The 14,441-nt window shown below is 47.8% G+C and carries 14 protein-coding genes and 1 tRNA gene; 10 read left to right on the top strand and 5 right to left on the bottom strand.

Annotated elements, in window-relative coordinates; genetic code table 11:
• Positions 1-30: 30 nt before the first annotated feature.
• The 3 genes from AF331_RS17690 to nagA form a co-directional block, all read right to left on the bottom strand.
• A tRNA-Ala gene (locus AF331_RS17690) sits at positions 31-103 on the bottom strand.
• A 288-nt stretch (positions 104-391) separates the two neighbouring features.
• Complete coding sequence (nagB, locus tag AF331_RS17695) at positions 392-1,144, bottom strand: glucosamine-6-phosphate deaminase (protein ID WP_053429363.1); 753 nt, start codon at positions 1,142-1,144, stop codon at positions 392-394.
• Positions 1,131-2,333, bottom strand: a complete 1,203-nt coding sequence (nagA, locus tag AF331_RS17700; protein ID WP_053429364.1) for an N-acetylglucosamine-6-phosphate deacetylase — start codon at positions 2,331-2,333, stop codon at positions 1,131-1,133. Before nagA ends, nagB begins: the two co-directional genes overlap by 14 nt.
• 175 nt (positions 2,334-2,508) lie before the next feature.
• On the opposite strand from nagA, the gene AF331_RS17705 reads away from it, so the two are divergent.
• The 8 genes from AF331_RS17705 to AF331_RS17740 all read left to right on the top strand — a co-directional run bounded on the left by AF331_RS17705 (position 2,509) and on the right by AF331_RS17740 (position 11,736).
• Positions 2,509-3,234 (top strand): GntR family transcriptional regulator, encoded by a 726-nt coding sequence (locus AF331_RS17705; RefSeq protein ID WP_053429365.1) that lies wholly within the window; start codon positions 2,509-2,511, stop codon positions 3,232-3,234.
• Between the two features lie 74 nt (positions 3,235-3,308).
• Positions 3,309-4,130, top strand: a complete 822-nt coding sequence (locus AF331_RS17710; RefSeq protein WP_053429366.1) for a Cof-type HAD-IIB family hydrolase — start codon at positions 3,309-3,311, stop codon at positions 4,128-4,130.
• 459 nt (positions 4,131-4,589) lie between these two features.
• Positions 4,590-6,581 carry an LTA synthase family protein gene (locus AF331_RS17715; RefSeq protein ID WP_053429367.1) on the top strand — a complete coding sequence of 664 codons (1,992 nt, stop codon included), beginning with the start codon at positions 4,590-4,592 and terminating at the stop codon, positions 6,579-6,581.
• 192 nt (positions 6,582-6,773) lie between these two features.
• Positions 6,774-7,127: a hypothetical protein gene (locus AF331_RS22575; protein WP_053429368.1), complete on the top strand. Its 354-nt coding sequence runs from the start codon at positions 6,774-6,776 to the stop codon at positions 7,125-7,127.
• Between the two features lie 237 nt (positions 7,128-7,364).
• Positions 7,365-8,117, top strand: coding sequence for a DeoR/GlpR family DNA-binding transcription regulator (locus tag AF331_RS17725; protein WP_053429369.1), 753 nt, complete (start codon positions 7,365-7,367; stop codon positions 8,115-8,117).
• Positions 8,114-9,025, top strand: a complete 912-nt coding sequence (gene pfkB / locus AF331_RS17730; protein WP_053429370.1) for a 1-phosphofructokinase — start codon at positions 8,114-8,116, stop codon at positions 9,023-9,025. Before AF331_RS17725 ends, pfkB begins: the two co-directional genes overlap by 4 nt.
• Positions 9,026-9,036: 11 nt before the next feature.
• Complete coding sequence (locus AF331_RS17735) at positions 9,037-10,905, top strand: PTS fructose transporter subunit IIABC (RefSeq protein ID WP_053429371.1); 1,869 nt, start codon at positions 9,037-9,039, stop codon at positions 10,903-10,905.
• A 120-nt stretch (positions 10,906-11,025) separates the two neighbouring features.
• Entirely contained in the window at positions 11,026-11,736 is a 711-nt protein-coding gene (locus AF331_RS17740; RefSeq protein WP_053429372.1) for an MgtC/SapB family protein, read from the top strand.
• Position 11,737: 1 nt separating this feature from the next.
• Here the strand turns inward: AF331_RS17740 and AF331_RS17745 are convergent, their stop codons facing one another.
• Positions 11,738-12,430 carry an MgtC/SapB family protein gene (locus AF331_RS17745; RefSeq protein WP_053429373.1) on the bottom strand — a complete coding sequence of 231 codons (693 nt, stop codon included), beginning with the start codon at positions 12,428-12,430 and terminating at the stop codon, positions 11,738-11,740.
• A gap of 97 nt (positions 12,431-12,527) precedes the next feature.
• Between AF331_RS17745 and AF331_RS17750 the strand changes: the two genes are divergently transcribed.
• Together AF331_RS17750 and AF331_RS17755 are read left to right on the top strand one after the other, a co-directional pair.
• Positions 12,528-13,457: a DMT family transporter gene (locus AF331_RS17750; RefSeq protein WP_053429374.1), complete on the top strand. Its 930-nt coding sequence runs from the start codon at positions 12,528-12,530 to the stop codon at positions 13,455-13,457.
• Positions 13,441-13,935 (top strand): GNAT family N-acetyltransferase, encoded by a 495-nt coding sequence (locus tag AF331_RS17755; RefSeq protein ID WP_053429375.1) that lies wholly within the window; start codon positions 13,441-13,443, stop codon positions 13,933-13,935. Before AF331_RS17750 ends, AF331_RS17755 begins: the two co-directional genes overlap by 17 nt.
• A 10-nt stretch (positions 13,936-13,945) precedes the next feature.
• On the opposite strand, the gene AF331_RS17760 is transcribed toward AF331_RS17755, so the two are convergent.
• Entirely contained in the window at positions 13,946-14,131 is a 186-nt protein-coding gene (locus tag AF331_RS17760; protein ID WP_053429376.1) for a hypothetical protein, read from the bottom strand.
• Positions 14,132-14,441: the final 310 nt, after the last annotated feature.

Consider the following 14,441-nt stretch of genomic DNA (forward strand, 5'->3'; position numbering starts at 1 on the left):
GAACCCACCGGGTTCATCTTTTTGTAAGTATGGAGCATAGGGGGCTCGAACCCCTGACCTCTACGCTGCCAGCGTAGCGCTCTCCCAGCTGAGCTAATGCCCCATGAAGAATATGTATGGCGTATGTCCTCACTGAGGATACTTTTATAGTATAACGTCAGAGTGGAAAGATTGCAATACAAAAATGAAAAAATTTAATCGCCGTTTTAAGATAAATATTCCATTCGCAGTATAATGTGAAATTCATGCATTTTTGGGCATAAGCGTTCAAAAGCAATGCACCAGCCATAGGGATGTACGAGAAGGGTAGGATTTTCCACGCTTTCGTCCCACCATTACCTCATCAAAAGTGTATAAGAAAGAGGCATCCGTCGCCCAGGATGCCTCTTCTTCATTTTTGACCGATGGCTTTCAGCTGATGGACCAACCCGAGGGCTTCTTCATCTGCAATGACCGTAACGTGCGGGTGTTGATTGAGGATGGATGCGGGAAAGTCCTCCGTGATGTCTCCTTCAAATAATCGTTTCATCGCTTCCTGCTTCGCCTTGCCTGAAACCAGGAGCACGATCTCCCGGCTTTTCATGATCGTGGCGATCCCCATCGTGATGGCGCGTTTAGGCACTTCCTCGAGGGAGTCGAAGTAGCGGGCATTGGCCTCCCTGGTAGATTGGGCAAGGTCCACGATATGTGTCCCTGAAGCAAATGACGTTCCTGGTTCATTGAATCCGATATGCCCGTTTTCCCCGATGCCAAGAAGCTGGAGGTCAATTCCACCCGTCTTTTCGATCATGGCGTCATAGTCCTTGCATTCTTCTTCAAGATCTTCTTTCGTACCGGAGGGCAAATGAACGGCTTCTTCCGGGATATCGATATGATTGAACAGATTCGACTCCATGTAGTGATAATAGCTGTTCGGATCCTCTTTAGGGAGGCCGATGTATTCATCAAGATTGAAACTGGTCACATTCCCATAGCTTGTTCCGTTCTGTTCATGGTCATGGATCAGGGCTTCATATAGTCCTTTCGGTGTTCCGCCGGTTGCCAGGCCAAGGACGGGTTTTTTGGTTGAGTGGATCTTCTCGATGATACAGTCTGCTGCCCGCTGGCTCATTTCGTCGTAATCCTTCACTTCAATCAGTTTCATGGGAATCCTCCTTCCTTTCATATGCGAGTGTTCCTTTGCAGTAGGTCGCTGTGATCTTCTGTGATGCATCCATCATCACGATGTCTGCATCTTTGCCGGTCTTCAGGCTTCCTTTGCGGTCGAAGACACCAAGCTGCCTTGCTGGATTTTCAGAGGCCATCCTGATGGCATTTACAATACCGGCCCCCGTGAAGTCTTGAACGTTCGTGAAGGCGTGATCCATTTTCAGTACGCTTCCTGCAAGGGTATCCGGATCGAGCAAGGCCACTCCATCTTTTACTGTGACCATCTGTCCACCAAGGTCGTATTGTCCATTTTTCAGGCATTTTGCCCTCATGGAGTCGGTAATGAGGATGAAGCGCTCATCCGTCACCTGTCGGTAAGCAATGTTGACGACTTCGGGTTTTACGTGTACACCGTCGGCAATCAGTTCGACCATCAGTTCCGGGCGGGCAAAAGCGGCTCCGACGACACCGGGTTCCCGGTGATGCAGCCCGCTCATCTGATTGAAGAGGTGAGTCACGTGGGAGAGACCCGCATCGATGGCATTCTCCATTTGTTCATAGGTTGCACTCGTATGTCCCGCCGAGGCGACGATCCCCCTGCTATGCAGGTAGGAAATCAGGGCGTGGTCTCCATCGAGTTCAGGGGCGAGTGTGACGAGCTTGATGGTTCCACCGGACAATCGCTCCCACTCCATGAATACATCAAGGTCCGGGGTCAAGATGCTCTTCGCGGGTTGGGCACCTGCGCGCCCGGGGTTGATGAATGGTCCTTCCAGATGGATACCGAGGATTTCTGCCTGTCCGGCATGCTGATGACCTTCCATATAGTCACGTACATTTTTCAAGGCAACGTCGATGGCTGCTTTCTTTTCCGTGATCGTGGTGGCGAGGAAGCTGGTCGTCCCCTCTGCAGGGAGGACGGCTGCCATGACGTCAAGGCTTTCCTTCGTCCCGTCCATCGTATCGGCGCCGTTTGCTCCGTGTATATGAACATCGATCATGCCGGGGATGATGGAATGATCCGCAGGCACCTGGACCACTTCGCAGCCTTCCAACGAAGGCAGTTCTTCTTTCCTGCCCATGGAGGAGATCAATCCGTCCTCGATCTTCAAATAGCCTCCTTGAATGACACCGTCTTCCCCATAGATGGTGCCCCCTAGCAAAATGATGGGTGTGCTGTTCATGCGTATCCGCTCCTTTGTTGCGTTGTTATTCTCATTATACAACAAAAAGTATAGATGTCTATACCAGTTTGGTTTTGGTGAAGACATTAAATGCCTGTATGAATAAGAAGAAGTGGTCTATACATCCCAAATGTGCTACGATAAGGGAAACGAATGGACCGGAAGGAGAAGATCGATGATCAATAAACAATCGCCTCTTCCTTTATATTACCAACTGGAGGAATACCTCAAACAACAGATCGAATCCGGGGAGTGGAAGCCCGGCGACATCATGCCCTCCGAGAGGGAGCTTTCTGAAGAGTTCAGGATCAGCAGGATGACGGTGCGGCAAGCCCTGACCAATCTGGTGAACAAGAACATCCTCTTCAGGGAAAAGGGCCGCGGTACATTTGTTTCCCACCGTAAGTTCGAACAGAATCTTCAAGGCTTGACGAGCTTCAGTGAAGACATGGAGCGGCGCGGACTGTCTTCCGGTAGCAAGCTTCTTTATTTTGAACAGGTGAAAGCCGGGGATCAGGTGGCAGAAGCGCTCGCCATTTCGCCGGGCGATCCCGTCTACAAGCTGAAAAGGATCCGTCTTGCCGATCAAGAGCCGCTCGCTGTTGAAACAAGCTATAACCCAGTGAGCCTTTTCCCGGAGCTTGATCAAAAGATATTCGAAAAATCGTTATATCATTATATAGAAGAAAATCGTCAGATGAGGATTAGTCATGGGACGCAAACCGTGGAAGCGGCCCTTGTGACGGATGAGGATGCACAGCATCTCATGATGGAAGAGGGGCAGCCTGTCCTCTTGATTCAGCGTGTGACCCATCTCGAGGACGGAAGGCCGTTCGAGCTTGTCTGGTCGATCTATCGAGGGGACAGCTACAAATACCGGATCGAAATGAATCGGCGATAAGGTGTCTTCTCACCATGCATGAATCGTGTTACACTACTACAATCTTTAGCAACTAGTGAAAGGAAGTTCATCATATGACATACAAAATGATTGTTCTCGATTTGGATGACACTCTCTTAAGGGACGACCAGTCCATTTCCCCGCGCACAAAAGAAGCCCTCTTGCTGGCACAGCAGGAAGGCGTGAAGGTGGTCCTTGCTTCAGGACGTCCCACTTATGGTATGAAGTGGGTGGCGGAGGAACTTGAGTTGGCCCGCTATGGCAGCTATATCCTTTCATTCAACGGATCCAAGGTCATCAACTGTGAAACAGGGGAGGAACTGTATAGCAGGACTCTTTCAACAGAATCGCTTCACCGCCTTTATGACATCAGCAAGCGGGAAGATGTGGGCATCCTTACCTATATGGATGATGCCATCATCGTCGAAGAGGAAAATGAGTTTGCCGATATTGAAGCCAAACTTACCGGACTCCCTGTGAAGATCGTCCCAAGCTTCAAGGAGGCCGTCGATCGCCCTGCCGTTAAAGCCCTGATGCTGAAGGATGCAGAGAGGTTGGCGGAAGTGGAGAAGCAACTGCAGGAGGAGCTTGACGGAGAGCTCAGCGCCATGAGATCGAAGCCGTTCTTCCTTGAACTGACCGAGCCGGGAGTCACAAAAGGGGCGAGCCTGGATAGGCTGATCAACACGATGGGGATCACAGCTGAAGAGGTGATCGCAGTCGGGGACAGTTATAATGACCTGACAATGCTGGAGTTTGCCGGCCTTGGTGTCGCCATGGGCAATGCACCTGATGATATTAAAGAGGTAGCAGATTATGTGGCCCCGTCGAACATGGAAGACGGAGTCGCAGAAGTTGTCGAGAAATTCTTATTGAAGCAATTCACGCAGGTATAAAGGGGAGATGGGGCCAAGCAGTGCCTCATCTCTTTCCGATTTGTCCTATTATGATCCTTGGCACATATAATGAGTTTGGTATATTTTTCTCATGTAAAAATTGTTTGGGCTTTGTAAAATGGGGGAAATACCTCTTCTGATGACAATTCGCTCAATGGATATTTGTAGCAGATCTAGTACATTGTTGCACCTTGATTAGCACCGTCCATATTGCAGATAGTAAGGAAGTGTATCATCACAAGCTTTCCCCCTCAAATGTGACAGATTGTCGAATCCCCTTGAAACATTTTTGAGACGAATTACATTAAATTGTTATACAAAGGAAAATGATTTTTGTTATAATACATTCTGTTGATTCAATTGGTCTTTACATTCATGCAACACTCTTCATAAATCCAATCGGTCTTGAACCGAAAAATACAAGTCCAACCCAGGTTGACTTGAAAAAGGTGATGAAATATGAACTTCGTTAAAAATTTCTTTAAAACACAGTTTGAGGATCTCCGCACAGGTAAGCTTACGTTCTTTTTCATTGTCGTAGGATTATTCTGGGTCAAGACCTATGCCGTATATGTATCTGAGTTTGAACTGGGCATCCAGAATGCCATGCAGCATTTCCTGCTGTTCCTCAATCCGTTGAGTTCGGCGCTCCTGTTCTTCGCGATCGCGCTCTTCTGGAAAGGAAAAGGACGCAACGCGGCGTTCCTCGTCATCAACTTCCTGATGTCGTTCCTGCTTTATGCAAACGTCGTTTATTACCGATTCTTCAATGACTTCATTACAGTACCGGTTCTCCTTCAAGCGAAGACGAACAACGGACTTGGAAGCTCAGCCCTTGAGCTGCTCAGACCATGGGATATCCTTTACTTCCTGGATTTCTTCATCATTATCGGTCTAATGCTCTTCAAGAAAGTGAAAGTACAGGAAAAACTGCGTTTCCGCTCTGTCATGGCACTTATGACATCAGCAGTTTTGATCTTCCTGTTGAACCTCGGTCTTGCCAACATCGACCGTCCTGAGCTATTGACCAGAAGCTTCGACCGTAACTACCTTGTGAAATATCTTGGTATGAACAACTTCACGATCTATGACGTGATCCAAAACTCGAAGACCTCTGCAAAACGCGCACTGGCTGACAGCAACGAAGTGTCCGAGGTCGAGAACTATGTGAAAGCGAACAAAGCAGACCCGAATCCGGAATATTTCGGTAAGGCAAAAGGCAAGAACGTGATCTACATCTCCATGGAGTCACTGCAATCCTTCGTGATCGACAGAGACCTTAACGGAGAAGAAATCACGCCGTTCCTGAATTCCCTGATCGATGACAAAGAGGCCATCTACTTCGATAACCTCTTCCATCAAACAGGTCAAGGGAAAACATCAGATGCGGAATTCATCATGGAAAACTCCTTGTACCCACTTCCACAAGGTGCCGTATTCATGACGCATGCGAATAATACGTATCAGTCATCGCCGGCCATCCTTAAAGGGGAAGGATACTCTTCAGCGGTCTTCCACGGGAACTACAAAACGTTCTGGAACCGTTCTGAAATGTATCGCTCAATGGGATATGATCAATTCTTTGACGCCACTTATTACGATATGAGCAAACCGGAAGAACAACTTCCATATGGATTGAAGGATAAGCCGTTCTTCGAAGAGTCCATCCCGTTGCTCAAGTCGATGAAGCAGCCATTCTACAGCAAGTTCATCTCACTATCGAATCACTTCCCGTTCGACCGTCATGAGGAAGATACCGATTTTGGTCAGGGAGATACTAAAGATGGTGTCGTGAACCGATACTTCCAAACGGCACACTATATGGATGAAGCGCTTGAAGACTTCGTCAATGATCTGAAAGAAAATGGTCTCTATGACGACACCATGATCGTCCTTTACGGTGACCACTATGGTATTTCTGAGAACCATAACAAAGCCATGGCTGAAGTCCTTGGCAAAGAAGAGATCACCGATTTCGATAATGCCCAGCTGCAACGTGTCCCACTTCTGATCCTGAATTCAGGAGCTGAAGGTGGAGTCAACCATACGTACAGTGGACAGATCGACGTACGTCCGACCGTATTCCATCTTCTTGGAATCGACACGACGGATTATATGAGCTTCGGTCAGGATATGCTATCCAAAGAGCACAAAGAAATCGTACCGTTCCGTAACGGTGATGTGATCACGGATAAGTATTCAGACATCAAAGGAGTATGCTACAACAATGAAACGGGTGAACCAGTCGATGAGGCAGACGCCAAAGGCTGTGATGAAGCAAGCAAAGAAGCAAACAAACGTCTGGAACTCTCAGACAAAGTGGTCTATGAAGACCTCTTGAGATTCTACACGCCGGATGGCTTCAAACCAATCGACCGTTCAGACTATAACTACAACAACCCGAATCCGAAAAGCACCCAAGAATCAGACTCGGCTCAAACAGAACAATAACCAACGAACTGCCTGGATGATCCATTAGGATCACCAGGCAGTTTTTTTGTATTCCAAACAAGAAAATATGAGATGAAAGGAAAACCTATCATATAAACCTGATTCTTCCATGGTAATAAGAATGTAAGCTGTCACCAGTGAAATACTACAGAGTGAAATGAAGCGAAGGGAGCTCGACTCCAGCGAAAAAGCATGCAGGAAGGCACTTGCAGGCAGCGCCAAACGACCTGCAAACACTCATTCAGTAGAAAAATTGATCAAACCAAGAGAACCAGGATCACCCCAACCAATGAAGAGATGCCCTTCACCCATCAAAAACAACAGAGTGGAATGAAGCGAAGGGAGCCCGACCCCAGCGGAAAAGCATGTAGGAAGGCACTTGCAGGCAGCGAAGCGACCTGCAAACACTTGTTCAGTGGAAAACTTGATCAAACCAAGATGAGCATAATCACCCCAACCAATGAAGAGATGCCCTTCACCCATCAAAAACCACAAAGTGGAATGAAGCGAAGGGGGCTCGACTCCTGCGGAAAGGCGTGCAGGTAAGACCCTGCAGGCAACGCCGAAGCGGCTTACCGCACGCCCCGCGGAAAGCGAGCTCCCGCAGCGAAATGAAACGAACCACTCCCATTAATACCTCCGTTAAATTCTAAAACATGTTTTCTGATGATAAGTAATGATCGTTTTGAAAGAATGTGCTCATTTATGAAAGAAAATGATTGATTTCTGCAAACGTTATCATTATAATAAAGAATGCAAAGTGATTAGAAAGTAGGAGAAAACATGTTGACCGACGAAAGGCACCGCATCATCCTTGACCTGTTAAAAGATAAGGAAACGATCAAAATCCATGAAATCGTCGATATGACAGACGCTTCAGAATCAACCATCCGACGCGACCTGACGCAACTTGAGCAGGAGAAATTCCTAAAGCGGGTACACGGCGGAGCATCGAGACTTCAAGGGAAACTGAAAGAACTTAGTGTATCTGAAAAATCTTCCAAAAACCTTCATGAGAAACGATTGATCGGTCAATACGCCGCCAGTCTCATCGAAGATGGAGATTGCATCTTCCTTGATGCCGGAACCTCTACGCTGAGTTTGATAGATTATCTTCCACAGATGGATATCGTGGTGGTCACAAACGGATTGACCCATGTTGATCTTCTTTTGCAAAAAGGATTCAAAACCTACCTGGTAGGAGGAATGGTCAAACAAACCACCAAGGCCATGATCGGAAGCGGGGCTGTCGAATCCCTTAAGCATTACCGATTCGATAAAGCGTTCATGGGGGCAAACGGCATCCACGCCCAATACGGGTTCACGACCCCTGATCCGGAGGAAGCTCAGGTGAAACGCGTAGCAATTGAATTAGCAAGGGAAGCCATGTTCCTGACGGATGATTCCAAATTCGGAGAAATTTCATTCAGTAAGATTGTTGATATAGATAAAGCAATGGTCATCACGAATGCTCTTGATGAAGAGCAAGATACCGCCATTATGAAACAAACTACGATAAAGGTTGTGACAACATGATCTATACACTGACATTAAACCCTTCGGTTGATTACATTATGGAGGTTGCCGATTTCACAAAAGGCGGCTTGAACAGGAGCGAGACTGAAGCAGCACTGCCGGGCGGTAAAGGGATCAATGTATCCCGCGTCCTTCATACGCTTGGTGTTGAAAGTGCCGCTTTGGGCTTTGCATCCGGTTTTACAGGGGAATACATCAAGCAATTCCTCCAGCAAGAAGACATCCGTACTGATTTCGTTGAGGTGGGCGGAATTTCCCGGATCAACGTAAAAGTGAAATCGGACGATGAAACAGAAATCAACGGAAGCGGGCCGGAAATCAGCGAGGGTCATCTTGATGAGCTTCTCGGGAAAATTTCAGCTCTGACTGATGAAGATGTCCTTGTTCTGGCAGGAAGCATCCCGTCATCCGTACCGAAGACGTTCTATCATCGAATTGCCTCTCTGTGCCAGGAGCAGGGTACCAAGGTCGTGATCGACGCTGAAAAGAACCTGATCGAACCAGTCCTGCCGCTTGCTCCTTATCTCATCAAGCCGAATCATCATGAATTGGGTGAAATGTTTGATGTAATGATCGAATCCGAAGACGATGCGATTCACTACGGACGGAAACTGCTTGAAAAAGGCGCGCGGAACGTCATTGTATCGATGGCGGAAAAAGGAGCGTTGTTGCTCACGGGAGATCGTGTATTCGTCTCTTCTGTTCCGAATGGTGAGTTGAAGAGCTCGGTAGGAGCAGGGGATTCCACTGTGGCGGGCTTCCTTGCAGGGTTGAAAAAAGGGTACAGCATCGAGGATGCCTTCCGTCTTGGAACATCTTCAGGATCTGCCACTGCCTATTCCATCGGGCTATGCAGCGCAGAAAAAGTGGAATCACTCTATAACAACATTACGATTACGGAGAAATAGGAGGTAAGGACATGAGGATTACAGAACTACTCACAAAAGAAACCATCCAGTTGAATATATCTTCTGATTCAAAATCAGGAGTCATTGATGAATTGGTTACGGTTCTAGATAAAGCAGGGAAACTACAGGATGTGCAGGAATTCAAAAAAGCCATCCTCAATCGTGAAGCACAGAGCACGACGGGGATCGGAGAAGGAATTGCCATTCCCCATGCCAAAACCGCAGCGGTAAAGTCGCCGGCCATCGCATTCGGGAAGTCGGTAGAGGGGCTAGACTATGAGTCCCTTGACGGTACACCTGCACACTTATTCTTCATGATTGCGGCGACAGACGGTGCCAATCAGACGCATTTGGAGGCCCTGAGCCGTCTTTCTTCCCTCCTGATGGACCCAGAGGTGCGCCAGGCGTTGCTATCTGCACAGTCTGAAGATGAAGTCATCACCATCATCAATACGCATGATCAAGAAGATGAGGAAGAAGCAGTTGAAGAGTCTGATTCCTCTTCAAGCAAGATCCTTGCGGTAACTGCCTGTCCGACAGGTATCGCTCATACCTATATGGCCGCTGATGCCCTCAAAGCAAAAGCCAAAGAGCTTGGTTTCGATGTGAAGGTCGAGACAAATGGTTCCGGCGGGGCAAAGAACATCCTTACCGCGGAGGAAATTGAAAACGCTCCAGCGATCATCGTGGCAGCCGATACAAAGGTTGAGATGGAACGCTTCAAAGGGAAACGCGTCATCCAGGTACCGGTGGCTGAAGCCATCAGGAAACCGGCGGATCTCCTCTCCCGTGCAGAAAAGCAGGATGCACCCGTCTACAGTGGTGGGGGCAACAAGGAAGAAGATACGTCCAAGGAAAGCAAAGGGAAGTCAGGATTCTATAAGCATTTGATGAATGGTGTGTCCAATATGCTTCCGTTCGTTGTCGGCGGTGGGATCCTCATTGCGATCTCCTTCTTATTCGGTCCTCAATCAGCCAATCCTGATTCTTCTGAATATAACCAATTTGCAGCGATCATCAATACAATCGGTGGAAGCAATGCGTTCTTCCTGATGATTCCTGTCCTTGCCGGGTTCATCGCTTCCAGTATCGCAGATCGTCCTGGTTTTGCCCCTGGTATGGTCGGTGGTCTGATTGCAGCAACCGGGGACAGTGGATTCCTTGGCGGTCTCATCGCCGGATTCCTTGCTGGGTATGTCACTCTTGGAATCAAACGCGCTACCAAGAACTTCCCGCAGGCTCTGGAAGGGATCAAACCCGTTCTGATCTATCCGTTGTTCGCTATATTCATCACAGGCTTCATTATGCTTCAGTTCCTTGTGGAACCACTGAGTGCAGTCAACACTTGGCTACAGAGCTGGCTTGAGGGTCTTGGTACAGGAAACCTTATCTTCCTCGGACTCATCCTTGGTGGTATGATGGCAGTCGATATGGGTGGTCCGATCAACAAAGCGGCTTTCACATTCGGTATTGCCATGATCGAAGGTGGAAATCTTGCTCCACATGCAGCCATCATGGCCGGAGGTATGGTTCCGCCACTTGGTCTCGCCCTTGCGACAACTTTCTTTAAAAGCAAGTTCAATGAAAACGAACGGAAAGCAGGGATTCCTGCGTACTTCATGGGTGCTTCATTCATTACAGAAGGAGCAATCCCGTTTGCGGCAGCAGATCCCCTCAGGGTCATCCCGTCCGCTGTGGTCGGATCGGCTGTAGCCGGTGCTTTGACGATGGTATTCCACATCGGGCTTCCTGCCCCTCACGGAGGAATCTTCGTCTTCCCGGTCGTCGAAGGGAATGCATTCCTATACCTGCTGGCCGTATTGATCGGTTCGGTGATCACAGCGATCATGGTAGGGCTTCTGAAGAAACCAGTGAAATAAAACGTAAGAACCAGGCGTTGATGCGCCTGGTTCTTTTTTTATTTTCAATGATGTCCTGTTTTAGAATCGGAACGGTTGGTTAAAGGTATAAATAAGAAATCTTCGGAAGGAGGGAGGCAGGTGGAGTATATAGGTCTTCCGCCGTTATCCCCGGAATTCATGATTGTCATCAAGCGGATCTTCCTCATCGTACTGCTGAGCGGGTTGATCGGCTTGGAACGGGAATCGAAGAATCATCCTGCCGGTCTCAGGACCCATATACTTGTGGGGGTCGGTTCTTGTCTACTCATGTTGCTCTCCATCTATGGGTTTCAGCCATTCCTCGATGAGCATCCGGAGCTGAACGGATTTGATCCGAGCAGGATACCGTCCTATGTGATTTCAGGTATCGGTTTTCTCGGGGCGGGGACCATCCTTGTGCACCGGGGTGTGACCGTCCGGGGACTCACGACAGCCGCCAGCATATGGGTGGTTGCCGGTCTCGGGCTTGTCGTGGGGATCGGGATGCACTACGAAGCGATATTTACAACGGCGATCATCGTCCTCACCCTGTTCTTCCTCACGAGGGCTGAACAGTATTATAGGGGTAAACTCAGGAAAAAACGGTGGTATACGTTAACCATCCGGATGCAGGCAGATGAATTATCTGCCGTCATTGATTTTATGCAAGAACATGGACTGGAGGTTGCCGAGCTGGACGTTGAACAAGGGGCTGGTCTTATCTCCTGCTCCTTCATGATTTATTCAATTGGTGAGGATCCCATTCACAACGTAATGCAGGGGTTGGTTTCCCGGGAGGGCATCGATCAGGTACGCCTGATGAAAAAATGATTCAAAGACTTTCGATTTCTACATCGATGATGCCCGGGATGTCAGAAATCGTATAATAAATATCTACGGTTTTTTTTCGGAAGTCGACGATGATCTTCAACTCAAGTAGATGAAGATCATTTTTTAAATCCTTGATCCGGATGTTTTCAATCGTGATTTCTTCCGATTTTATCTGTTCGATGATGGACTTGATTTCTTTCTTTTGTTCAATGGTTGCCTTTAAGGACAGCTCTTTTTCCCTCAAACGCCTTGGCCCGAGATACGTGATGATGACCGGGATCACCTCTACTGAAAAAATCAATAAGATGACTCCCACGGTTGCTTCCCAGTAAAAACCGGCCCCGACGGCGATGCCGATGCCGGCGGCTCCCCAGATCATGGCGGCTGTCGTCAGACCGGAAATGCTGTCATTCCCTTTCCTGAGGATGACGCCTGCGCCAAGGAAACCGATTCCTGATACAATCTGTGCAGCCAGTCGAAGGGGATCCATGGTGATGTTCACGTGATCGGATTTAGGGGATACATAGGCCGCCTCGATGGAAACGATCGTCAGGAGGCAGCTGACGATGCAGATGACGAGCGATGTTTTCAATCCTACAGGCTTCCGTTTCAGTTCCCTTTCAAGCCCTATGATCAATCCGAGTATAGCGGAAATGCCCAATTTTAATAGCAGGGTGGTGTCAATCGGCGTCATCTTTCCCCCTCCATTTGATAAAAAGATATAGTTTTTTCATGAACGAAGTAATAAAATGAGGAAAATATCGATTTCAAGTTCAGGGGTGCTCCAACTTATGTCAGAAGCAAAAATCAATCCATATCTACTACTTGCGATCGGTGTCATTTCCGTATCCACTTCCGCCATCATCGTCAAGTTCTCGGCGGCTCCTGCAGGGGTGCTGGCATTTTATCGACTTTTCTTCACCGTCCTGCTCATGACACCGTTTTTTCTCCTACACTATGTGAAAGAATTGAAACTTATTACCGTGAAGGACTGGGGCCTTTGCCTTCTCGCCGGCGGCTTCCTTGCTTTTCACTTCATCCTATGGTTCGAATCCCTCAACTATACATCTGTGGCGAGCTCAACCGTCCTTGTGACCCTCCAGCCACTCTTTGCCTTTTTGGGAGCGTATCTCTTCTTCGGTGAAAAGCTTACGGGGAAATCAGTGATCTCCGCCATACTTGCAGTATCAGGCAGTGTTGTAATCAGTTGGGGGGACTTCAAGGTAAGTGGGACTGCCCTGTGGGGTGATCTTCTCGCACTGGTGGCGTGTGCCTTGGTGACAGGGTATCTTCTGTTCGGCCAAACCATCAGGAAACGCCTTTCCCTCATGACGTATACGTATATCGTGTACGCCATGAGTGCAGCCGTCCTATTTATTTATTCTCTGATCAAGGGTGAATCGTTTTATCCGTACGCAGGAGAAGAATGGCTGTACTTCTTGCTACTGGCTATCATCCCTACGCTCCTTGGGCATTCATTGTTCAACTGGTCACTGAAATGGCTCAGTACCTCGACAATCTCCATGGCGATCTTATTTGAGCCGGTCGGTGCAGCGATTTTGGCTTATTGGCTTTTATCCGAGAAAATCTTACTCACCCAGGTCGTGGGTGCAGGAATCATCCTTTTGGGCGTAACGATTTTCTTGTTGGAAGAACGGAAACTGAAAAAAGCACTGAAAGAGTTGAGGAAGGTGGAGGAGAGCAGTGGAGTTCCTTTATAGAAAGGCGTGCCTTGCTGATGCAGAGAGCATCGCCAGAGTGCATGTGGAAAGCTGGAGATCGACCTATAAGGAAATCGTGTCAGACAGATATCTGGATTCCTTGTCAATAGAAGAGAAGAAGCTGAAGTGGGAACGGATCCTGTCGGAAGACCATCATACAATGGTTTCCACGACGAAAGACGGAGTGGTTGTCGGTTTTGCATCTGTGGGCAAGGAAAGAAGCGGGGAGTATGATGGGGAACTGTATGCCATTTATCTAGTAAGGGATTTCCAAGGGAAGGGGATCGGAAGGGAGTTATTCTCGCGGAGCATCTCCTCCCTCAAGGCTCTTGGTTGTCACGATATGTTCATCTGGGTCTTGAGGGAGAATGCATCTAAGACGTTCTATTATTCCTACAATCCTGAAATCGTTAAAGAAGAGACGATCATCATCGGGGGTGAAGGGTACGTGGAAGAAGGTCTTCTACTATCCATTTGACTCCGATGCTTTATGAAAAGGTGTACGTCAGTCCCGAGAATATGACTGCCATCGTGGAGGAGAAGATGAATGTAAGCGCGGAACCGATTTTGATGCCTGCGCTTTCACTGATCTTCAGTGCTTGGATATAAGAATACGAGAACAGGTAGACAGCCATGATGAAGGATACGGCCTGTCCAATAGGTAGAAGTAGCATAAGTGAAGCAGCCCCTTTCAATGCAGTATGGAATCATGTATATGAGGCGCTCTATAAAAAAAGAATAATATATAAAAAAAGATAAAAAATATATTGCAATAATAATTACAGCGTGATATATTAATACATGTCGCTGATGCGCAACGGATTTTACAAAAAAGAAGTTGACATGAATCGACGGTATATGTTACATTTAAGTGGTCGTTTCAGAGAGAAACGAAGCGCTTACAATTCATTTGAACCTTGAAAACTGAACAAAACAAGACAAACACGTCAACGTTAATTCTAGATTTATTTTTAAAGAGCTATT

It is taken from the genome of Rossellomorea marisflavi (assembly GCF_001274775.1).
GTDB classification, from domain to species: Bacteria; Bacillota; Bacilli; order Bacillales; family Bacillaceae_B; genus Rossellomorea; species Rossellomorea marisflavi.